The sequence below is a fragment of the Azonexus fungiphilus genome (assembly GCF_003634965.1).
Taxonomy (GTDB): domain Bacteria; phylum Pseudomonadota; class Gammaproteobacteria; order Burkholderiales; family Rhodocyclaceae; genus Azonexus; species Azonexus fungiphilus.
In genome coordinates this window covers 114536-135551 of sequence record NZ_RBXP01000011.1, presented here as the reverse complement: position 1 = coordinate 135551, position 21016 = coordinate 114536, and the positions used below count along the sequence as shown (strand labels likewise).

Below are 21016 nucleotides of genomic sequence, written 5' to 3'. Positions count from 1 at the left end.
CCCCTCCTCCATTCCTGCAACCTGCTGACATCTCGAAAATCGATCACCTTCCCTGCGCAGAATGCGCAGCGAGGACGGTCACTCGCCACGTTCGACCTGAATCGCCGTGTCGTGATAGGCGGCGCCGCCGGCCGGCCAGCCCGGCGTCGCAGCGACCAGGGCATTGATGCCGATACCCTCGATGAAGGCAGAATTCGGCCACTGGCTCTCGACAACCACGGTGTCCGGCTGCTGGCCGTCGACCAGGCGGACGTGCAGCAGGACGCTGGCCTGCGCGTTGCTCAGCCGCACCCGGTCGCCGTCGGCCAGGCCCAGGCGCTCGCCGGCGGCGCGCGCGAGCAGCGCCGTCGGCCGCCCTTCGCCGCGCTGCGACCCGGGCGTCTCGGTGAAGGTGGTGTTGAGGAAATGCCGGGCCGGCGCGGCAACCAGGCGGAAGGGCAAGGCCGGCGTCGGCGCGTCGATCAGTTCGGCGTGGTCGGGCAGCGCCGGCATTGCCGCATGGCCCTCGCCGATCGCCGACCAATCCGGGGCAAAGCGGAAACGCCCGTCGGCGTGGCCGAAGCCGTTGAGGAAATGGGCCTCGTCAAAGTCCGGCGCGCAATCGAGCCAGCCGGCCACGGCCAGCGCCTCGGCGCTGCCCCGACCCGACGATTGCAGCAGCGTATCGACCAATTGCCAGGCGCTGGCGGCGAAAGCCGGATGGGCAATGCCGAGGCGGCCGGCCAGGGCGGCGATGAAGTCGTGGTTCGAACGGCATGCGCCGAGCGGCGCCAGCCAGGCCCGCGAAAGTTGCAGGTGGGTGTGGCCGGAAGCCTGGTAAAGGTCGTCGTGTTCGAGGAAGGTGGTCGCCGGCAGGACCAGGTCGGCGTACTTCGCCGTCTCGGTCATGAACTGCTCGTGCACGCAGGTGAACAGGTCGTCGCGCAGCAGGCCGCGGCGGACCGCCAGGCTGTCCGGCGCGACCACCGCCGGGTTGGTGTTCTGGATCAGCAGGGCGCCGACCGGCGGACCGCCGAGCAAGGCCTGCGCGTCGCCGGCGAGGATGGCGCCGATCTGCGCCATGTCAAGCCGGCGCGCCGTCGGCTGGCAGGCGTCGAGGCCGTTCAGGAAAGCGGTATTCAGGCCATAGAGGCCGCCGTTGCTGTACAGCGCGCCACCGCCCGGCCATTGCCAGGCACCGCTGACCGCCGGCAGGCAACTGACCGCGTGCATCGCCGCGGCACCGTTGCGCTGGCGGGTGAAACCGTAGCCGACGCGCAGGTAGCTGCGCTTGCAACGGCCGTAGAGACGGGCGAAGTCGACGATCTGCGCCGCCGGCAGGCCGGTGATCGCCGCCGTCCAGGCTGGCGTGCGGGTCATCAGGTGGGCTTCGACGGCGGGCGAGAAATCGCTGTGAGCGGCCAGGTAGTCGCGGTCGGCCAGGCCCTCGGCGAGCAGCACCTGCATCACCGCACAGGCCAGCGCGCCGTCGGTGCCCGGGCGCAGCGCCAGATGCAGGTCGGCCTTGGCGGCGGTGGCGGTACGGTAAGGATCGACGACGACCAGCGGCACCTCGCGGTCGCGCCGCGCCTTCTGCACCCAATGCATGAAATTGACCTGGGTATGCACCGGGTTGCCGCCCCAGACAACGATCAGCTCGGAATCCACCATTTCGCGAGCATCGACGCCGCGCTTGGCGCCGACGCCGGCCATCCAGCCGGCATCGCTCAGGGCGACGCAGAAGGTTTCGCGCTGCCGCGACCAGCCGGCCAGGTGGCCGAGCCGGCGCAGCGCGGCGCGCTGGACCAGGCCCATGGTCCCGGCGTAATGGTAGGGCCAGACGCTTTCCGGGCCGTCGCGGTCGACGGCGCTACGCAGTCGTTCGGCCAGCCGGTCGAGCGCCTCGTTCCAGGAAATCGGCGCGAACCTGCCCTCGCCCTTGGCGCCGACACGCAGCAAGGGTTCGCGCAGGCGTTCCGGGTGATGCTGGCGCTCGGCATAGCGCGCGACCTTGGCGCAGATGACGCCGTCGGTATAGGGCTGGTCGCCGCCGCGCACCCGCCCGATCCGCCCGTCCTTGACCTCGACCTTGAGGGCGCAGACGCTGGGGCAATCGTGGGGGCAAACGGCGGGACGGAACATCGGGCAACTCGCTGGAAAATGGCCATTGTCGCGCATTGGCGCATTTTGCTGGCGACGAACCACGCATGAGCTTAGAACAATTTCTTGGTTTGCCGGCACTACCCGGCCGTCTAAGGTGAGGTCCCACCCCGCTACCCCCAGGAGACCATCATGCCCTTGAGCGACATCGTCCGTGCCCTGAATGCCCCGGCCACCGGCAAACGCCCCGATTTTCTCTACCGTTCCGGCCTCGACCACCCCTTCGTCGCTGCCGAAGGCCGTGTCTTCATCCACTACGCCAATATCCGCCTCGAGTCGAAATTCCTGCCCGTGGTCGACACGCGAAGCGGGCGGACACACGGTCACGCATCGACGATCCAGGCCTTCGGCCTGTCGAACAGCGTGCCGATGTCCCCGGACGCCGTCTTCGTACTGCCGACCGATGCCGAGGAGTTCGTTTACCTCGATCGCCTGGTGCGCACGCTGCACGCACTCAACTACCTGACCCAGCCGGTCCGCGGCAACCTCCTGCTGCGCGTGCATTCACGCCACATCATCAGCGTACCGGCCAACCACGGGCTGGCTTTCGAGGAAATCCTCCGCCCCTGCGGCCTGCTGCCAGAACAGATCACGCTCGAGATCAACACCGATGCGGTCGCCGACAAGGAGCATTTCATCCGCGCCGTCGCCAGCTACCGGTCACGTGGTTACGGCATCGCGATCAGCCACTTCGGCCGCACCGAGCTCGACTTTCCTTTCCTCAGCCAACTGCGGCCGGACATCGTCAAGCTCGACAACCTGCTGCTCGCCTCCGGCCGGCCGCTCGACCGGATCATCGACAACATTCACGAACTCGGCGGGCGCATCCTGATCGAAGGAATCGACAGCGCCAACCTGCGCCGCAACGCCAGTTCGCTAGCCATCGATCTGGTCCAGGCGCACGCCCCCATCCTCCGCCCGAGCGGCATCCGCATCCGGCGCAACGCCGACGGCGGCGAACAACTCGACGCCGCCGCATGAAAAAGGCCCACCGCGAGCGGTGGGCCTTACTGTCAGCCGGCTTCAGTCGCCAGACTGGGCCGGCTTCAGCGCTGCCTTGATCGCTTCCTCGCCAAGATCCGGGCAAACCTTCTCGATGAAGGCGTGGGCATAGCTGCGCAGGTAGGTGCCACGACGCACCGCCAGGTGCGTGGTATTGGCCGGGAACAAGTGGGGCACCTCGATCAGCGCCAGGTTGCGGTCCTGCGCCGCGTCGTAGGCGACCGAGGCGACCACGCCGACACCCAGGCCGAGGCCGACGTAGGTCTTGATCACGTCGGCATCGATGGCCGAAAGAACGATGTCAGGCACGACACCAGCCTCGGCGAAGGCACTGTCGACATGCGCCCGGCCGGTGAAGCCTTCGTGGTAGGTGATGATCGGATATTCTGCCAGGGCTTCCAGCGTCACCTGTTCGAGGGCCTGCAGCGGGTGGCCATGCGGCACGATGATTGCGTGATGCCAGGAGTAATACGGAAAGGAGGCCAGTTCGGGAACCTTGTTGACCGCCTCGGTGGCGATCCCGATATCGGCCCGGCCACTGACCAGCAGTTCGGCGATTTCCTGCGGGCTGCCCTGGAGCAAGGTCAGGTGCACCTTGGGATAGTCCGCCTTGAACCACTGGATGATCCTGGGCAGCGCGTAACGTGCCTGGGTATGGGTGGTGGCGACGACGAAATGACCGGTTTCGCGACTCGCGAACTGGTCCGCGATCCGGCGCAGATTATGGGTATCGAGCAGGATGCGCTCGACCACCTGGACAAGTTCCTTGCCCGGCTCGGTCAGGCCGAGCAGGCGCTTGCCGCGGCGGACGAAAATCTCGATACCGAGTTCGTCCTCGAGATCCTTGATGTGCTTGCTGACGCCCGGTTGCGAGGTGTACAGCGCATTGGCCACTTCGGTCAGGTTGAAATCCTGACGTACCGTCTCGCGGATGATTCTAAGCTGCTGGAAATTCATGTTCGCTCCCGAAAGTTGATTGCGCAGCGCCGGGCTATCCGGTCGCACCGCTACTGAGCGAACTCTAAGAAGATTTTGTTATGCCGGGAAATAATAAAAAGATAAAAACAAATCACAATGCAGAATAAGCGATCATTCCGGACACTGGTCGCGCGTGCGCTGGACCCGGTAACCATGATGCCGCAACAGCCGCACCGCGCCGTTGATCGAACGCTGGATTTCGGCCGGCACTTCGGGCGGCGGGTCGGCCGGCACGCTTGGCGGCGCCAGCACCAGGCCATGCGCAGCCAGCCATTCGATGATCGCCTGCAAACCCTTGTGGCCGATTCCTTCGGCACGCTGCAAACGACGGTAACCGAGCGCAAACACCTCCTGCGGCGTGAACGTCGACCGGCCGAACAGCTTGCACAGCGCATTGCGCTGCAGCGTCGGCAACCGTAGCGCCGGCACCGCCGTGGCGGCGGCCGGCAAAGCGCCACCGCCCGCCGACGGATCACCGCTTCTCTTCTGTTTCATTACTGCGCTCCCGCATCGACGAAAACGCGGCCAGCATAGCCACCGCCCGCAACCATGGAAACGAAGGATTGCTGATAAGGATATGCGCCGAAAGCCAGGAAACGCAGGCAGGTTCTTAGCTTATGAGAATAAATTCTTTGCGCGCCCGCGCCGCGCGGGCGAAAGTGCGCGCTGCCTGGCTGGTGGTACCGCTCCGCCGGCCCCGATTCGCTCAGGAGAACCCATGAAAGCCTTCGCAACGCCCCTGCTCGGCTGCTGCCTGCTGGCCGCAGCGCAACTCGCCGGCGCCACCGAGACGCCGCGTCCGACGCCCTACTTCGCTGCCAACTGCTTCAACTGCCACGGCACCGAAGGCAAGGTCAATTCGGCGATCCCGGCAATCGCCGGGCGCGACCGCGAATACCTTGCCGAAGCCCTGAAGGCCTACAAGGCCGGCACCAAGCCCGCCACCATCATGCATCAACTGGCCAAGGGCTACACCGACGAAGAACTGGCCATCCTGGCCGATTATTTTTCCCGCCAGAAGTAAGGAGCCAAGCCAATGATCCGTTTCAATGAAGACCGTCGTCGGCTGCTTCAGGCGTTGGGCGCCACTGCCGCACTCGGCAGCACCTCGCTGCTTTCAGGCTGCGCCACCACCGGCCAGGGCAAGACCATCGGCCGCGTTGTCGTCATCGGCGGCGGCTTTGGCGGCGCCACCGCCGCCAAGTACCTGCGCAAGTGGAGCAAGGGCACGATTGACGTGGTGTTGATCGAACGGCAGAGCCATTTCATCTCCTGCCCGACCTCGAACGAGGTGCTGGCCGGTCACCGCAAGTACGAAACCCTGGTGCACAGCTATGACGCCCTGCGCAAGAACTGGGGCGTCAAGGTCATCCAGGCCGAAGTCACCGGTGTCGATCCGGTCAGGCACACGGTCAGCACCGACAAGGGTGAAGTCATTCCTTACGACCGTCTGGTCGTCTCCCCAGGCATCGATTTCAATTTCGGCGCGGTCGCGGGCTACGACGCCAAGGCCCGGGAAAGCATCCTGCACGCCTGGAAAGCCGGCCCGCAGACCCTGGCGCTGCGCCAGCAACTCGAAGACCTGCGCGACGGCGGCACCTTTGTCCTGTCGATCCCGAAGGCGCCTTACCGCTGCCCGCCCGGCCCGTACGAACGGACCAGCCAGATCGCCCACTACTTCAAGACGCACAAGCCCAAATCGAAGATCCTGGTGCTCGACGCCAACGACAAGATCATCTCGAAAACCAAGCTGTTCGCCGACAACTGGGCCGAGGACTACAAGGGAATCATCGAGTACCGGCCGAACTGGAACGCCACCGAAGTCGATGCGGCAAGCAGGACGCTGACCAGCGAAATCGGCGACAAGGTGCGCGGCGACATCATCAACCTGATCCCGCCGCAAACCGCCGGCCAGATCGCACACCAGGCCGGCGTGGTCAATGCCAACAACCGCTGGGCCGACGTCAACTGGATCACGCTCGAATCGACCGCGGTCAAGGACATCCACGTTCTCGGCGACGCCACGCTGTCGGCACCGACCATGCCGAAGTCCGGCCACATGGCCAACCAGCACGGCAAGGCGGCGGCCGCCGCGATCTTCGAAACCTTCTCCGGGCGCACGCCGCAACCGATCACCATGGCCAATACCTGCTACTCGCTGGTAGACCATCGCCGCGCCATCCACGTCGACTCGGTACATCGCTGGGATGCCGAGAAGAAGACCGTGGTCCCGGTGCCGGGCTCGGGCGGGGTATCGACCGCGCCTTCGATCGAGGAAGGCCTGTACGCTCGTGCCTGGGCGCAGAACATCTGGGCCGACAGCCTCGGCTGAAACCTGTCCGGATAAAACCCGAGCCGCAGCACCGGCATTGCCGGCCTGCGGCTTTTCAGCGCCAGAGGGCGTGGAAATGATGTAGCGGTCCCTGGCCGCGACCGACCGCCAGCTGGTCGGCGGCGGCCAGGGCCGCAGTCAGGTAGGCCTTGGCCTGACGCACCGCCGCCGGAACCTCGTTGCCCGGCAGCAAGGCGGCTACCGCAGCGGCCAGCGTGCACCCGCTGCCATGCAGGCTGCGCGTCGCGATTCGCCCGGCGTCGAGACGCTCGCTGTGGCCAGCCCCCTGCAGCAGGTCGATGCTCTGCGGCCCAGGCAAATGCCCACCCTTGAGCAGCACCCAGTCAGCACCGAGTTCCTGCAGCGCAGCCAGCGTCGCCTGCATCTCATCGATCGTTTGCGCAGCCGTTCGCCCAAGCAGCAGAGCAGCTTCGGGCAGGTTCGGGGTAATCACCGTAGCCAGCGGCACCAGCCGCTCGCGGATCGCCGCCACCGCATCGGGCAGCAGCAGGCGGTCGCCGCTCTTCGCGACCATCACCGGATCGAGAACGATCGGGCACCGTGCATGACGTTGCAGTCGCCCGGCGATCACCTCGGCGAGCGCGGCATTGGCAACCATCCCGATCTTGACCGCGTCGACGCGGACATCCTCGAATACCGCGTCGATCTGTTCGCCGACGAACGCCGGATCGAGCACGACGAAGCCGCGCACGCCGCAGGTGTTCTGGGCGACCACGGCAGTGGTCACCGCCATCCCGTAGGCGCCGAGCGCAGAAAAGGTCTTGAGGTCGGCATGGATGCCGGCACCGCCGGTCGGGTCGGTGCCGGCGATGCTGAGTACGTTGGCGATCATCCTGATCTCCCTGACTGAGTTGCGAAGCGCGGTCAGGGTAGATCAAGACGGCCTTGCTGCAAAGCTCAGCCGGTCGCGCCGTCCTTCTCGAAGACCTTCAGCCGTGACGGCACCAGGCGGACGTCCTGGCCATCGGTGAGGCCGAGATCGAGCACCCGCTGACGCGTGATCTCGACCTCGAAATGCTGGCCGGTCGAGCCATTGATGCCATCGAGTTCGACCCGGGCGGTGACGCCGAAGGCGAGGATGCGGTTGATGCGGGCGGCAATGCCGGCGGTCGATGCCGGATCGGTGTCGATGTCCAGTTCGTGCGGCCGGGCGAAGGCGACGACTTCGGCGCCGTGGGCCAGGTCGCTGGTCTGGTGCGCCAGGGTGTCGTCGCCGACGCGCACCGACTCGCCGTCGACACGGCCGTGGAAGAGATTGACCGAACCGAGGAAGCCATAGACGAAGGGGGTCGCCGGGTGACGATAAACCTCTTCCGGGGTGCCGATCTGCTCGACCTTGCCATGGTCCATCAGGACGACGCGGTCGGCGACTTCGAGCGCCTCTTCCTGGTCGTGGGTGACGAAAATCGAGGTGATGTGCAGTTCGTCATGCAGCTTGCGCAACCAGCGGCGCAGCTCCTTGCGCACCTTGGCATCGAGCGCGCCGAACGGCTCGTCGAGCAGCAGCACCCGCGGTTCGACCGCCAGCGCCCGGGCCAGCGCGATGCGCTGGCGCTGGCCACCGGACAGTTGCGACGGGAAACGGTCGGCCAGCCAGTCGAGCTGGACGAGCTTGAGCAGTTCATGCACCTTGTCGCGGATTTTGGCCTCGGACGGCCGTTGACCGCGCGGTTTCATGCGCATGCCGAAGGCGACGTTGTCGAACACCGTCATGTGCTTGAACAGCGCGTAGTGCTGGAAGACGAAGCCGACCTGGCGCTCGCGCACGTGGGTGCTCGAGGCATCCTCGCCGTCGAGCAGGACCTGTCCGGCATCGGCCTGCTCGAGACCGGCGATGATGCGCAGCAGCGTCGTCTTGCCGCAACCGGAGGGGCCGAGCAAGGCGACCAGCTCACCGCTGGGGAAATCGAGGGAGATGTCGTCGAGGGCGGTGAAATCACCGAACTGCTTGTGGATGTTCTTGACCTGGATGCTCATGATGCGGATTCCTGGGTTTCCCGGTAGGAGCGGGCCGCCTGATGCTCGACCCAGTTCTTGATGACCAGCGTGACCAGTGCCAGCAAGGCCAGCAGCGAGGCCACGGCGAAGGCCGCCGAGAACATGTATTCGTTGTAGAGGATTTCGACGTGCAGCGGCAGCGTGTTGGTCTGCCCGCGGATGTGGCCGGAGACGACGCTGACCGCGCCGAACTCGCCCATCGCCCGGGCGTTGGTCAGGATCACGCCGTACATCAGGCCCCACTTGATGTTGGGCAGCGTGACGTGCCAGAACACCTGCCAGCCGCGGGCGCCGAGCACCACCGCGGCTTCTTCCTCCTCCCTGCCCTGCGCCTGCATCAGCGGGATCAGTTCGCGGGCGATGAAGGGAAAGGTGACGAAGACGGTGGCCAGCACGATCCCCGGCACGGCGAAGACGATCTTGATGTCGTGCTCGGACAGCCAGGGGCCGAACCAGCCCTGGGCGCCGAAGATGAGCACGAAGACGAGACCGGCGATGACCGGCGAGACGGAAAACGGCAGGTCGATCAGGGTGATCAGGATCTGCTTGCCGCGGAACTCGAACTTGGCGATCGCCCAGGCCGCGGCAACGCCGAAGACCAGGTTGAGCGGCACCGAGATCGCCGCCGCCAGCAAGGTCAACTTGATCGCCGACAGTGCGTCCGGATCGACCAGGGCGCTGACGTAGGTTTCCCAGCCCTTGCGCAGGGCTTCGACGAAGACCGCGATCAGGGGCATCAGCAGGAAGATGGCGAAGAAGCCGAGCGCCAGCGCCAGGATCGTCCATTTGACCAGCGGCGTCTCGCGGGTCGCCGCCTTGCTCTCGAAGCGCGACGCGTGGTCGCTGCCGAGATGCATCGAAGTTGCACCAGCCATCAGCGGTCCCTCCCGGTACGTTTGGCGGTCCACGCCTGCAGGCCATTGATGATCAGCAGCAGCGCGAAGGAAAACAGCAGCATCACCGAGGCGATCGCCGTCGCGCCGCGGTAGTCGTACTGCTCGAGCTTGGTGATGATCATCAGCGGCGTGATTTCGGAAACGTAAGGCAGGTTGCCGGCAATGAAGATCACCGAACCGTATTCGCCGACGGCGCGGGCGAAGGCCAGCGCGAAGCCGGTCAGCAGCGCCGGCAGCAGGATCGGCAGGATCACGTGACGGAAGGTCTGCCAGCGCTGGGCGCCGAGGCTGGCGGCAGCTTCCTCGAGTTCGGTATCGAGATCCTCGAGGATCGGCTGTACGGTCCGCACGACGAAAGGCAGCCCGATGAAGACCAGCGCCACCAGCACCCCGAGCGGCGTGAACGCGACCTTGATGCCGAGCGGTTCGAGGTACTGGCCGAGCCAGCCGTTCTTCGCGTACAACGCGGTCAGCGCGATGCCGGCGACCGCGGTCGGCAACGCGAACGGCAGGTCAACCAGCGCATCGACGATCTTCTTGCCGGGAAAGCTGTAGCGCACCAGCGCCCACGCCAGCATCAGGCCGAACACCGCATTGATCGCCGCCGCCAGCAGCGAGGCGCCGAACGACAGCTTGTAGGTGGCAACCACCTGCGGCGCCGTCACCACGGCGACGAACTCGTCCCAGCCGAGTTCGGCGGTCTTCAGGAAGACCGCCGACAGCGGGATCAGGATCAGCAAGGACAGGTAACCGAGCGTGTAGCCGAGGGTCAGGTTGAACCCCGGCAGCACGCGGAAGGATTTGACGGTCGACATCACTTTTTCGCAAGAATCTGGTCGTACAGCGCGCCGTCGGCGAAATGCGCCTTCTGCACGGCAGCCCAGCCGCCCAGCTTCTGCTCGACGGTGAAGGTACGGATCGCCGGATACTTGGCGGCGTGCTTCTTGAGCACCGCCGGGTCGCGCGGACGGAAGTCGTGCCTGGCGATGATTTCCTGGGCCACCGGCGTGTACAGGAAGTCAAGATAAGCCTTGGCCACCTTCTGGCTGCCACGCTTGGCAGCGACCTTCTGGACCACGGCGACCGGGGCGGCGGCATCGATCGACAGCGACGGATAGACGATGTCGAACTTGCTCGAACCGAGTTCCTGGGCGATCAGGATGGCTTCGTTCTCGAAAGTCACCAGTACGTCGCCGACGTCGCGCTGGGTGAAGGTGGTGGTCGCCCCGCGGCCGCCGCCGTCGAGCACCGGCACGTTGGCGAACAGCTTGCTGACGAAGTCCTTGGCCCCAGCTTCGGAGCCGGTCTTCTCAAGGGCATAGCCCCAGGCGGCAAGATAGGTGTAGCGGCCGTTGCCGGAGGTCTTCGGGTTCGGCACGATGACCTGCAGTCCGGCGCGGGTCAGGTCGTTCCAGTCCTTGATGTTCTTCGGGTTGCCCTTGCGTACCAGGAAGACCGAGGTCGTCGTGTACGGCGTCGCATCGTGCGGGAACTGCTTGCGCCAGTCGGCAGCGACGAGGCCGCCACGCTCGACCAGGATGTCGATGTCCGGCGACTGGTTCATCGTGATGACGTCGGCTTCCAGGCCGCCGATCACCGCCCCGGCCTGCTTCGAGGAACCGCCATGCGACTGGTTGACGGTGATGTCTGCCCCACCCTGCTTCTTCCAGGCGGCGCTGAAGGCCGGGTTGATTTCCTTGTACAGTTCGCGCGAGACGTCGTAGGAAACGTTGAGGATGGTGCTCTGGGCGAAGGCCGAGCCGGCGGCGAAAAGGCTGAGGACGACGACCGAACGGCGCAGGCTTTGTTTCAGTTTGGGGGTCATGGAAAGCTCCGGATTCTGGTTGTGTAGGGGCAAGTCTACGTCGACAAAATATTTCCAAAAAGAATGAATATTTATTTTTAAATAACCAAAAAATATAAAACCGGTTACGCATCGGCAACGCAACCGGCCAGGATCGGCATCGTAGCTGCCGGCTTATTTCTTCCCGTAGATCTGGTCGAAGCTGCCGCCGTCGGCAAAATGCTTCTTCTGCGCGGCCTGCCAGCCACCAAGGTCGTCGATCTTGATCAGGTTGACCTTGGGAAAACGCGCGACGTCCTTGGCATCCGCCAGCTCCGGCTTGATCGGACGGTAATAGTGGCGCGCGGCAACCTTCTGGCCGAGCGGCGAATAGAGGTACTCGAGGTAAGCCCGGGCGACCCTCTCGGTACCCCGCTTCTTCGCATTGCCGTCGACCACGGTCACCGGCGGCTCGGCCAGGATGGAGATCGACGGAACGACGATCTCGAACTTGTCCGGGCCGAGCTCGTTGATCGACAGGAAGGCCTCGTTTTCCCAGGCCAGCAGGACATCGCCGATGCCGCGCTGGACGAAGGTGTTGGTCGCACCGCGGGCACCGGAATCGAGCACCGGAACATTCTTGATCAGCTTGCTGACGAATTCGTGCGCCTTGGCATCGCTGTTGCCGTATTTCTTCAGCGCGTAGCCCCAGGCGGCCAGGTAGTTCCAGCGCGCACCGCCAGAGGTCTTCGGGTTCGGCGTGATGACGCCGACGCCAGGCTTGACCAGGTCGTCCCAGTCCTTGATGTTCTTCGGATTGCCTTTCTTGACCAGGAAGACGATCGTCGAGGTATAGGGCGAACTGTTGTGCGGCAACCGCTTCTGCCAGTCCTTGGGCAGCTTGCCGGTACGCTCGCCGATCTCGTCGATGTCGTAGGCCAGCGCCAGCGTCACCACATCGGCCTCGAGGCCGTCGATGACCGCACGCGCCTGCTTGCCGGCGCCGCCGTGCGATTGCTTGACGACCACATCCTCACCGGTCTTTTCCTTCCAGTATTTCGAGAACAGCGGGTTGAAGTCCTGATACAACTCGCGGGTCGGATCATAGGAAACATTGAGCAGCGTGGTCTGGGCCAGGGCATTGCCGGCAAGGCCGGCGGACAGGGCAACGGCCAGCAGGGCGCGGCGGATGACGGGGTGGTTCATGGTGCCTTCCTCGGTTGAAATGGGGTGAGACGCACTGTATCGGCCGGTCCTTGGCGGAAAAACGATTAAAAACTGCTTTGCTTATATGCGCTGCGTGAAATAGCTTTTCCGCCCCGGCGTCGCGCCGGCCATTCATAAGCACATAACAAACAGGTCGTTGCCGGGCCCGCTCCCGGGTCGCCAGAATTGCCGAAAACAACGCAAGGACGACACTAGATGAGCCAATTCCCCGATCTCGCGGCCGACCACAAGACATCCGCAGCGCAGGACATTGCGGAAATCCTGATCGTCCCCGGTCTGCGCAACAGCGGCCCGGGTCACTGGCAAAGCTGGTTCGAGAAACAACTGCCCGCCACCCGGCGTGTCGAGCAGGCCGACTGGGAGACAACCTGCCTCTCGGACTGGGCCGCCCGGGTTCGCCAGGCCATCGATGCGGCCGCCGCGCCGGTCTGGATCGTCGCCCACAGCTTCGGCTGCCTGGCCAGCGTCACCGCCGCCTTCAACCGGCCCCAGGACATTCGTGGCGCGCTGCTGGTGGCGCCTGCCGACCCGCATCGTTTCGGCGAGCCGACGGCCTTGCTCGAAGAACGCCTGGCCTTCCCCAGCCTGGTCGTCGCCAGCACCACCGACCCCTGGGTCAGGAACGAGGTTGCCCGTCGCTGGGCCGACGCCTGGGGCAGCGATTTCCTCAGCATCGGCGATGCCGGGCACATCAACGTCGACTCCGGGCACGGACCATGGCCGGATGGACTGGCGTTATTCGAAAAACTGCGCCGGACAGGCCGGCGCTGACCGGGTCACTGCAGGTCGTCGTCGCCGAGCGCTGGCAGGTTCATGATCTCGATGCCCTCGTCGCGCAGGGCTTCGCATTCGTCGGGTGTCGCCTGGCCGCGGATCGAGCGCTCCGGCGCTTCGTTGTAGTGGATCTTGCGCGCTTCGTCGGCGAAGGCGCTGCCGACATCCTCGCTGTTTTCCATGATCGCCCGGAGCAGCTGCCGGTAGGCGGCGGCAACCTGCTCGCCGGCCGGCATCAGCGCAGTCGCGGCGCTGGTCGTGGCAGCCCGCTGGCGGGTGGCGGCCGGTACCGGCTGGGCGCCGCCGATGGCGACGGCCGAAGGAACACGGCGGACTTCGGCGCTGTCGCACTGCGGGCAGCGAACGATGCGCCTTGCGAGCTGCGCCTCGAAATCGTCGGCGCTGCGGAACCAGCCTTCAAAGCGGTGGTCGTTGTCGCAACTCAGGTCGTAGATGATCATCACAGGCCTTGGTGCCCGGGACGGGACTCGAACCCGTACACCTTTCGGCGAGAGATTTTAAGTCTCCTGTGTCTACCGATTTCACCACCCGGGCGGGTTTTCGATTATATCGGGGAGCCCGATACGAAAAAGGGAAAGCGCGTTGCGCTTTCCCTTTTTTCTGACTGGAGCGGCAGAAGAGTCTCGAACTCTCGACCTATACCTTGGCAAGGTATCGCTCTACCAACTGAGCTACTGCCGCAAAAACCACTGGAGGCGCGGGCCGGAGTCGAACCGACCTACACGGATTTGCAATCCGGTGCATAACCGCTTTGCTACCGCGCCCCGCCTTCAAACTTTACTGCATGGAAAAAGCCATCGGCTTTCCCCGGAAAATCTGGAGCGGCAGAAGAGTCTCGAACTCTCGACCTATACCTTGGCAAGGTATCGCTCTACCAACTGAGCTACTGCCGCGTCAAACAGAGCGCGCATTATAGACGCCCCAAGGATCTTGTCAACACTCTCCGTTATTTTTCCGCACTGCGCCGGGCAATTTCCGGCCAGGCCATGCGCAGGTAGTAGCCCATCGACCACAGCGTCAGCAGCGCCGCCACCCAGATCAGGCACTCCCCGGCAAGCATCGTGTCATGGCCGGCCAGCGGGGCCTGGTAGAGGAGCAGCGGGATCGCCGCCATCTGCGCCGTGGTCTTGATCTTGCCCAGCATCGAGACGGCAACGCTCTTCGCCGCGCCGATCTTGGCCATCCATTCGCGCAGCGCCGAAATGGTGATCTCGCGCCCGATGATGATCGTGGCAACGATGGCATCGGCCCGCCCGAGCTGGACCAGCACGATCAGCGCCGCGGCGACCATCAGCTTGTCGGCGACCGGATCGAGGAAGGCGCCGAAGGCCGAGGTCTGGTTGAGCTTGCGTGCCAGATAGCCGTCGGCCCAATCGGTCAGCGCGGCGGCAATGAAGATCAGCGTCGCCAGCAGGTTGCGCTCCTGTGCTGTCGCCCAGTCGGCCGGCAGGTAATAGATGGCGATCAGCAGCGGGATGGCAACGATACGCAGCCAGGTGAGCAGGATGGGAAGATTGAGGGGCATAGGCCGTCAGTGTAAGGCGGAATGAATCTTTTCGGCGAGTTCGCGACCGATGCCGGGAATCTCGGCGAGCTGGTCGATGCTCGCCTCGCGCACGCCGGCGAGACCGCCGAAACGGGCGATCAGCGCCTTGCGCCGGGCCGGGCCGACGCCGGGCAGGCTCTCCAGCGTGGACGTCTTGCGGCTCTTGGCGCGTTGCCCGCGATGGCCGGTGATGGCGAAGCGGTGCGCCTCGTCGCGCACTTCCTGGATCAGGTGCAGCGCCGGGTGGTCATTTTTCAGGTTGAGCGGCGGTCGACCGTCAGCTTCCGGGAAGATCAGGCTTTCCAGGCCGGGCTTGCGTTCCTCGCCCTTGGCGACGCCGATCATGTTGAGATGGGTCAGGCCAAGCTCGGCGAGCGCCGCCCAGGCCGAGGCGACCTGGCCCTTGCCGCCGTCGATCAGGATCAGGTCGGGCGCCCTGCCCTCGCCGCTGGCGACGCCGTCGTAGCGCCGCGTCACCGCCTGGCGCATGGCCGCGTAGTCATCGCCGGGCGTGATGTCGCGGATGTTGAAGCGGCGGTAGTCGCGCTTGCTCATCTTGTTGCCGTCGTAGACCACGCACGAGGCAACGGCGCTTTCGCCCATGGTGTGGCTGATGTCGAAGCATTCGATGCGGGCGATCGGCTCGGCGAGTTGCAGCACCTCCTGCAGCGCGGCCAGGCGCTGTTCCTGCTGCGCACTCGCCTGGTTGCGCGCCAGGATGGCCAGACGGGCATTCTGCAGCGCCATCTCGACCCAGGCCTTCTGCGTCAGCGTGCGCGCTTCGGCGATGGGCACCGGGCGGCCGGCGAGTTCAGCCAGGCTGGCGGCGGTTTCCTCGACCTCTTCGCTTTCCGGCAGCGGCGAGACTAGCAGCCGACCGGGCGCCGGGTGCAATTCGTAATGCTGGCGCAGGAAGGCGGTCAGCGCGTCGGCGGCGGTCGAGTCGCCGGCATTGCTCGGGAACAGCGGCCGGTCGCCGAGGTGGCGGCCGCCGCGCACCATCGCCAGGTTGACGCAGAGTTGTCCGGCTTCGCGCACGGCGACGACGATATCGACGTCCTCGCCCTTGCTGCTCGAGACGAACTGCTTTTCCTGGACCTGGTGCAGCGACTGGATCTGGTCGCGGTAGATCGCCGCCAGCTCGAAGGCGAGCTTCTCGGCGGCCTTCTCCATCGCCGTGTTGAGGCGCTTGATCACTTCCTGCTGCTTGCCGGCGAGGAACATCGCCGCATATTGAACGTCGGCGGCGTAGTCGTCGGGGGCGATGTAGCCGACGCAAGGCCCGCTGCAGCGCTTGATCTGGTACAGCAGGCAGGGCCGCGAGCGGTTGGCGAAGACGCTGTCCTCGCAGGTGCGCAGGCGGAACATCTTCTGCAGCAGGTGGATGCTGTCGCGCACCGCCCACGACGACGGATAAGGCCCGTAGTAGTCGGCCTTGCGGTCGGGGTTGCCGCGGTAGAAGCCGAGGCGCGGGAACTTGTCGCGCGTCAGCACGATGTAGGGATAGGACTTGTCGTCGCGAAACAGGATGTTGTAACGCGGCGCCAGCGACTTGATCAGGTTGTTTTCAAGGAGCAGCGCTTCGGCTTCGGTGCGCGTCGCCGTCGTCTCGACGTGGTCGATCTGGCTGACCATATGGGCGATGCGCGGGCTCGACAGGTTGTCGCGGAAGTACGACGACACCCGTTTCTTCAGGTTCTTGGCCTTGCCGACGTAAAGCACGGCGCCGTCGGCGCCGATCATGCGGTAAACACCGGGGAGTTCGGTCAGCGATGCGAGAAAGGATTTTGAATCAAAAGCCACGGTCGACCGTCGGAATGGGCAAAAAACGGGGAAGAAGGCACGGGCCGCGATGTTAACATGCCGCCCATGCAGCCACATTGGGACATTTTCTGCCGCGTCGTCGACAACTACGGCGACATCGGCGTCTGCTGGCGACTCGCCCGGCAACTGGCGGCCGAGCACAGCAAGCGCGTGCGCCTGTGGGTGGACGACCTGGCCAGCCTGCAGCCGCTCTGCCCGATCTGCGACCCGGCGTTGCCAGCGCAGGCGCTGGCCGGCGTCGAGGTCCGCCACTGGACAGACACTGTGACGGTCGACTGGTTTGCCGAGGCAAAAACCGCCGATGTCGTCGTCGAAGCCTTCGCCTGCGAGTTGCCGCCCGGCTACATTGCGGGCATGGCGCAGCGACCGACACCGCCGGTCTGGCTCAATCTCGAGTACCTGAGCGCCGAGTCCTGGGTCGACTCCTGCCACGGCATGGCCTCGCCGCACCCCTCGCTGCCGCTGACCAAGCATTTCGTTTTTCCCGGGTTTTCGTCGTCGACCGCAGGGCTGTTGCGCGAAGCCGGACTGCCGTCGGCGCCACTCGCCGCGCTGCCGGCGACGCCGGAAATCAGCCTGTTCTGCTACGCGACGGCGCCGGTCGCCAGCTTGCTCGAGGCTTTTGCCGCCTCGCCCCGACCGCTGCGCTGCCTGGTGCCGCCCGGCCAGCCGCTGGCTGCGGTGCGCGCCCGCCTGGGCGGCGACGGGCCGTGGCAGCTCAGCCTGGCGCGCATCGAGCCGATTCCCTTCCTCGCCCAGGACGACTACGACGCGCTGCTGCGCCGTTGCGCGATCAACTTCGTGCGCGGCGAGGATTCCTTCGTCCGCGCCCAGTGGGCCGGCCGGCCTTTCGTCTGGCAGATCTACCGGCAGGACGACGACGCCCATCGGGTCAAGCTCGACGCCTTCCTCGACCGCTATTGCGCCGGCCTCGCCGAACCAGCCGCTGCGGCGCTGCTCACCATGTTCCAGGCCTGGAACACCGGCGCCGACTGCGCCGCCGCCTGGGCCGACTTTCTCGGTCATCACGATGAAATCGCACAACACGCGGCGGCGTGGAACGCCGCGTTGCGCACACAGCCGGATCTGGCGACGAATCTCGTCAAATTCTGCGCCGCACGGGTATAATCTCGCGTTTTATTTTTCCGCTTTGGGACATCCCACATGAAGACCGCTCAGGAACTCCGCTCTGGCAACGTGATCATGGTCGGCAGCGACCCGCTCGTCGTCCAGAAGACCGAATACAACAAGTCCGGCCGCAACGCCGCCGTCGTCAAGATGAAGCTGAAGAACCTGCTCACCGGCAACCCGTCGGAAGCGGTCTACAAGGCTGACGACAAGTTCGAGGTCGTCGTCCTCGACAAGAAGGAAGTCACCTACTCCTACTTCGCCGACCCGATGTACGTTTTCATGGACGCCGATTACAACCAGTTCGAAGTCGAAGCCGAGAACATGGTCGACGCGCTCAAGTACCTCGACGACGGCATGCCCTGCGAAGTCGTCTTCTACGACGGCAAGGCGATCTCGGTCGAACTGCCGACCATGCTCGTGCGCGAAGTCGAGTATACCGAGCCGGCCGTCAAGGGCGACACCTCGGGCAAGGTCATGAAGCCGGCCCGCATCAAGCCGACCGGTTTCGAACTGCCGGTCCCGGCCTTCGTCGAAATCGGCGACAAGATCGAAATCGATACGCGTACCGACGAGTACCGCAGCCGTACCAAGTAATTCCGGAAACTGCCGGATCGCGCAAGGGCAGCTTCGGCTGCCCTTGGCTTTTCCGGGCTGTCGCCAAAGCGACACGCTTTTCTGCCAGAATTCCCGTTCAACCAACCCGAACCGCGGACCCACCATGAGCTACAAAGTCTTTGTCGACGGCCAGGAAGGCACCACCGGCCTGCAGATCAACGAATACCTCGCGCAGCGCACCGACATCGAGATCCTCAAGATCGACGCCGACAAGCGCAAGGATCTCGCCGAGCGCAAGCGCCTGATCAACGCCTCCGACATCACCTTCCTCTGCCTGCCCGACGCGGCGGCCAAGGAATCGGCCAGCCTGGTGGACAACCCGAACACCTGCGTCATCGACGCCTCGACCGCGCACCGCGTCGATCCCGACTGGGTCTTCGGCCTGCCCGAACTGTGCCCGGAACAGCGGGCGAAGATCCGCGCCAGCAAGCGCATCGCCAACCCCGGCTGCCACGCCACCGCCTTCATCCTGGCGCTGCGCCCGCTGGTCGCTGCCGGGCTGCTGCCGGCTGCCACCCAGATCGCCGCCAATTCCATCACCGGTTACTCGGGTGGCGGCAAGTCGATGATCGCCGACTACGAGGCCGCTGCCGCCAGCCCGACGCAATTGAAGGCGCCGCGCGCCTACGCGCTCGCCCTGGCGCACAAGCACCTGCCGGAAATGCAGGCCTACACCGGCCTGAGCGTAGCGCCGATCTTCCAGCCCATCGTCGGCCCGTTCTATAAAGGCCTGGCCGTCACCGCCTACCTGCACCCGGCGCAATTCACTCGCGCCGCAACGCCGGCCGACGTCCAGAAGATCATCGCCGACTACTACGCCGGCGAGCGCTTCATCAATGTCCTGCCGGTCGATCTCGACGCCACCACCGACGGCGGTTTCTTCAATGTTGAAGCCAACAACGGCAGCAACCGCGTCGACATCGCGGTCTTCGGCAACGCCGAGCGCATGCTGGTGATCGCCCGTCTCGACAACCTGGGCAAGGGCGCTTCCGGCGCCGCCGTGCAGGCGATGAACGTGCATCTCGGCGTCGAGGAAAGCGCTGGCCTGCTTTGATCGTCCTCAGCAAAGTCACCCTGCGCCGCGGCACGAAAGTGCTGCTCGACAAGACCACGGTCACCATCAATCCGGGCGAGAAGGTCGGCCTGGTCGGGCGTAACGGCGCCGGCAAGTCGACCTTGTTCGCGCTCCTCAGCGGCAAGCTGCACGAAGACGGCGGCGATTTCTCGATGCCCAGCCAGTGGCGCATGGGCCAGGTCGCCCAGGAGATGCCGGAAACCGACCAGTCGGCGACCGATTTCGTCATCGACGGCGACACGCCGCTGCTCGCCGCCCGCAACGAAGTCGCCGCCGCCGAGGCGAGCGACGACGGCATGCGCATGGCCGAAGCCTACATGGCGCTGCACGACGCCGGCGAACACGACGCCGAGGCGCGCGCCCAGGCGCTGATCCTCGGCCTCGGCTTCAAGGTCTCCGAGCTTTACCAGCCGGTCAACAGCTTCTCCGGCGGCTGGCGCATGCGCCTGCAACTGGCGCGCGCGCTGATGTGCCCGTCGGACATCCTGCTCCTCGACGAACCGACCAACCACCTCGACCTCGACGCCATGGTCTGGCTCGAAGCCTGGCTCAAGCGCTACCAGGGCACGCTGGTGATGATCAGCCACGACCGCGAGTTCCTCGACGCGATCACCCAGGTCACGTTGCACATCGACAACGCCAAGCTCGTCCGCTACGGCGGCAACTACAGCAAGTTCGAGGACATGCGCGCCGAGCAGATGGCGCTGCAGCAAGCGACGATGGCCCGCCAGGCGGACAAGATCGCCCACCTGCAGTCCTTCATCAACCGCTTCAAGGCCAAGGCCAGCAAGGCCAAACAGGCGCAGAGCCGGGTCAAGGCGCTGGAACGCATGGAAAAGATCGCGCCGGTGCTCGCTGACGCCGACTTCAGCTTCGAATTCCAGGAACCGCAGAACCTGCCCAACCCGATGCTGTCGATGGTCGATGTCGCCATCGGCTACCCGCCGCCCGCCGATGCGCCGGCCGGTACGCCGCCAACGACCATCGTGCGCAACATCAACCGTTCGGTGATGGCCGGTCAGCGCATCGGCATCCTCGGCGCCAACGGCCAGGGCAAATCGACGCTGGTCAAGACCATCGCCCGCGACCTCGGTGCCATCAGCGGCCAGGTCACCGAAGGCAAGGGCCTGAACATCGGCTACTTCGCGCAGCAGGAACTCGACGTGCTGCGGCCGCAGGACACGCCGCTCGAACACATGATCCGGCTGGCCAAGGAAGCCATCGCCGCCGGCCGCAGCAACGTGCCGGGCCGCGAGCAGGAGTTGCGCAACTTCCTCGGCAACTTCAACTTCGGCGGCGAGATGGTCAAGCAGGCGGTCGGCACCATGAGCGGCGGCGAAAAGGCGCGCCTGGTGCTGTGCATGCTGGTCTGGCAGCGCCCCAACCTGCTGCTCCTCGACGAACCGACCAACCACCTCGACCTCAACACGCGCGAAGCGCTGTGCGTTGCGCTCAACGAGTTCGAAGGCACGGTGATGCTGGTCAGCCACGACCGCGCCATGCTGCGCTCGGTCTGCGACGAGTTCTGGCTGGTCTCGCGCGGGGGCGTCGGCCCCTTCGACGGCGACCTCGACGACTACCAGCGCTACCTGCTCGACGAAGCCAAGCGCGCTCGCGAGGAAGCCGCGGCACTGCTCAAGGCGGCCTGAAGCCG

General features: G+C 65.2%; 20 protein-coding genes and 4 tRNA genes. 8 read left to right on the top strand and 16 right to left on the bottom strand.

From position 1 onward, the window contains the following. Positions 1 to 78: 78 nt before the first annotated feature. Positions 79 to 2121 (bottom strand): molybdopterin-dependent oxidoreductase, encoded by a 2043-nt coding sequence (locus DFR40_RS03430; protein ID WP_121457080.1) that lies wholly within the window; start codon positions 2119 to 2121, stop codon positions 79 to 81. A gap of 150 nt (positions 2122 to 2271) precedes the next feature. On the opposite strand from DFR40_RS03430, the gene DFR40_RS03425 reads away from it, so the two are divergent. Beyond that, the gene (locus DFR40_RS03425) at positions 2272 to 3120 is read left to right on the top strand and encodes an EAL domain-containing protein (protein ID WP_121457079.1); all 849 of its coding nucleotides are present in this window, start codon (positions 2272 to 2274) and stop codon (positions 3118 to 3120) included. A gap of 42 nt (positions 3121 to 3162) precedes the next feature. On the opposite strand, the gene DFR40_RS03420 is transcribed toward DFR40_RS03425, so the two are convergent. Together DFR40_RS03420 and DFR40_RS03415 are read right to left on the bottom strand one after the other, a co-directional pair. After that, positions 3163 to 4098, bottom strand: coding sequence for a CysB family HTH-type transcriptional regulator (locus tag DFR40_RS03420; protein WP_121457078.1), 936 nt, complete (start codon positions 4096 to 4098; stop codon positions 3163 to 3165). Between the two features lie 132 nt (positions 4099 to 4230). Beyond that, positions 4231 to 4614 (bottom strand): hypothetical protein, encoded by a 384-nt coding sequence (locus tag DFR40_RS03415; RefSeq protein ID WP_121457077.1) that lies wholly within the window; start codon positions 4612 to 4614, stop codon positions 4231 to 4233. 223 nt (positions 4615 to 4837) lie between these two features. Here DFR40_RS03415 and DFR40_RS03410 point away from each other — a divergent pair, with 223 nt between their 5' ends. Both DFR40_RS03410 and DFR40_RS03405 read left to right on the top strand, forming a co-directional pair. Then, positions 4838 to 5143 (top strand): c-type cytochrome, encoded by a 306-nt coding sequence (locus tag DFR40_RS03410; protein ID WP_170160147.1) that lies wholly within the window; start codon positions 4838 to 4840, stop codon positions 5141 to 5143. A gap of 12 nt (positions 5144 to 5155) precedes the next feature. Then, positions 5156 to 6451, top strand: coding sequence for an NAD(P)/FAD-dependent oxidoreductase (locus tag DFR40_RS03405; RefSeq protein ID WP_121457075.1), 1296 nt, complete (start codon positions 5156 to 5158; stop codon positions 6449 to 6451). Positions 6452 to 6506: 55 nt separating this feature from the next. On the opposite strand, the gene thiD is transcribed toward DFR40_RS03405, so the two are convergent. From thiD to DFR40_RS03375, 6 genes are all read right to left on the bottom strand, one after another. Beyond that, the gene (thiD, locus tag DFR40_RS03400) at positions 6507 to 7304 is read right to left on the bottom strand and encodes a bifunctional hydroxymethylpyrimidine kinase/phosphomethylpyrimidine kinase (protein ID WP_121457074.1); all 798 of its coding nucleotides are present in this window, start codon (positions 7302 to 7304) and stop codon (positions 6507 to 6509) included. A gap of 65 nt (positions 7305 to 7369) precedes the next feature. Beyond that, the gene (locus tag DFR40_RS03395) at positions 7370 to 8449 is read right to left on the bottom strand and encodes a sulfate/molybdate ABC transporter ATP-binding protein (protein WP_121457073.1); all 1080 of its coding nucleotides are present in this window, start codon (positions 8447 to 8449) and stop codon (positions 7370 to 7372) included. Continuing rightward, positions 8446 to 9345 carry a sulfate ABC transporter permease subunit CysW gene (gene cysW / locus DFR40_RS03390; protein WP_121457458.1) on the bottom strand — a complete coding sequence of 300 codons (900 nt, stop codon included), beginning with the start codon at positions 9343 to 9345 and terminating at the stop codon, positions 8446 to 8448. Before cysW ends, DFR40_RS03395 begins: the two co-directional genes overlap by 4 nt. Further along, a complete protein-coding gene (cysT, locus tag DFR40_RS03385) occupies positions 9345 to 10181 on the bottom strand; it encodes a sulfate ABC transporter permease subunit CysT (protein ID WP_121457072.1) in 837 nt (278 codons plus the stop codon). The genes cysW and cysT overlap by 1 nt, the downstream gene beginning before the upstream one ends. Then, positions 10181 to 11191 carry a sulfate ABC transporter substrate-binding protein gene (locus tag DFR40_RS03380; protein WP_121457071.1) on the bottom strand — a complete coding sequence of 337 codons (1011 nt, stop codon included), beginning with the start codon at positions 11189 to 11191 and terminating at the stop codon, positions 10181 to 10183. The genes cysT and DFR40_RS03380 overlap by 1 nt, the downstream gene beginning before the upstream one ends. A gap of 153 nt (positions 11192 to 11344) precedes the next feature. Then, positions 11345 to 12355 carry a sulfate ABC transporter substrate-binding protein gene (locus DFR40_RS03375; protein WP_121457070.1) on the bottom strand — a complete coding sequence of 337 codons (1011 nt, stop codon included), beginning with the start codon at positions 12353 to 12355 and terminating at the stop codon, positions 11345 to 11347. Between the two features lie 216 nt (positions 12356 to 12571). On the opposite strand from DFR40_RS03375, the gene DFR40_RS03370 reads away from it, so the two are divergent. Then, positions 12572 to 13147: an RBBP9/YdeN family alpha/beta hydrolase gene (locus tag DFR40_RS03370; protein WP_245985591.1), complete on the top strand. Its 576-nt coding sequence runs from the start codon at positions 12572 to 12574 to the stop codon at positions 13145 to 13147. Positions 13148 to 13152: 5 nt separating this feature from the next. Here DFR40_RS03370 and DFR40_RS03365 read toward each other — a convergent pair whose 3' ends face one another. From DFR40_RS03365 to uvrC, 7 genes are all read right to left on the bottom strand, one after another. Next, complete coding sequence (locus tag DFR40_RS03365; RefSeq protein ID WP_121457069.1) at positions 13153 to 13611, bottom strand: DUF1178 family protein; 459 nt, start codon at positions 13609 to 13611, stop codon at positions 13153 to 13155. 9 nt (positions 13612 to 13620) lie between these two features. After that, a tRNA-Leu gene (locus tag DFR40_RS03360) sits at positions 13621 to 13705 on the bottom strand. Positions 13706 to 13776: 71 nt separating this feature from the next. Then, positions 13777 to 13852: transfer RNA gene (locus DFR40_RS03355), tRNA-Gly, on the bottom strand. Positions 13853 to 13861: 9 nt separating this feature from the next. Beyond that, a tRNA-Cys gene (locus DFR40_RS03350) sits at positions 13862 to 13935 on the bottom strand. Positions 13936 to 13988: 53 nt separating this feature from the next. After that, positions 13989 to 14064: transfer RNA gene (locus DFR40_RS03345), tRNA-Gly, on the bottom strand. A gap of 53 nt (positions 14065 to 14117) precedes the next feature. Then, positions 14118 to 14696, bottom strand: a complete 579-nt coding sequence (gene pgsA, locus DFR40_RS03340; protein ID WP_121457068.1) for a CDP-diacylglycerol--glycerol-3-phosphate 3-phosphatidyltransferase — start codon at positions 14694 to 14696, stop codon at positions 14118 to 14120. A 6-nt stretch (positions 14697 to 14702) separates the two neighbouring features. Continuing rightward, a complete protein-coding gene (gene uvrC, locus DFR40_RS03335) occupies positions 14703 to 16520 on the bottom strand; it encodes an excinuclease ABC subunit UvrC (protein WP_281270050.1) in 1818 nt (605 codons plus the stop codon). Positions 16521 to 16586: 66 nt separating this feature from the next. Between uvrC and earP the strand changes: the two genes are divergently transcribed. From earP to DFR40_RS03315, 4 genes are all read left to right on the top strand, one after another. Next, positions 16587 to 17669, top strand: coding sequence for an elongation factor P maturation arginine rhamnosyltransferase EarP (earP, locus tag DFR40_RS03330; RefSeq protein WP_245985589.1), 1083 nt, complete (start codon positions 16587 to 16589; stop codon positions 17667 to 17669). A gap of 36 nt (positions 17670 to 17705) precedes the next feature. Further along, the gene (gene efp, locus DFR40_RS03325) at positions 17706 to 18266 is read left to right on the top strand and encodes an elongation factor P (protein ID WP_121457066.1); all 561 of its coding nucleotides are present in this window, start codon (positions 17706 to 17708) and stop codon (positions 18264 to 18266) included. Positions 18267 to 18390: 124 nt separating this feature from the next. Then, positions 18391 to 19341 carry an N-acetyl-gamma-glutamyl-phosphate reductase gene (gene argC / locus DFR40_RS03320; RefSeq protein WP_121457065.1) on the top strand — a complete coding sequence of 317 codons (951 nt, stop codon included), beginning with the start codon at positions 18391 to 18393 and terminating at the stop codon, positions 19339 to 19341. Continuing rightward, on the top strand, positions 19338 to 21011 hold the full coding sequence (locus DFR40_RS03315; protein WP_121457064.1) for an ABC-F family ATP-binding cassette domain-containing protein: 1674 nt from the start codon (positions 19338 to 19340) through the stop codon (positions 21009 to 21011). The genes argC and DFR40_RS03315 overlap by 4 nt, the downstream gene beginning before the upstream one ends. The last annotated feature ends 5 nt before the right edge of the window (positions 21012 to 21016 follow it).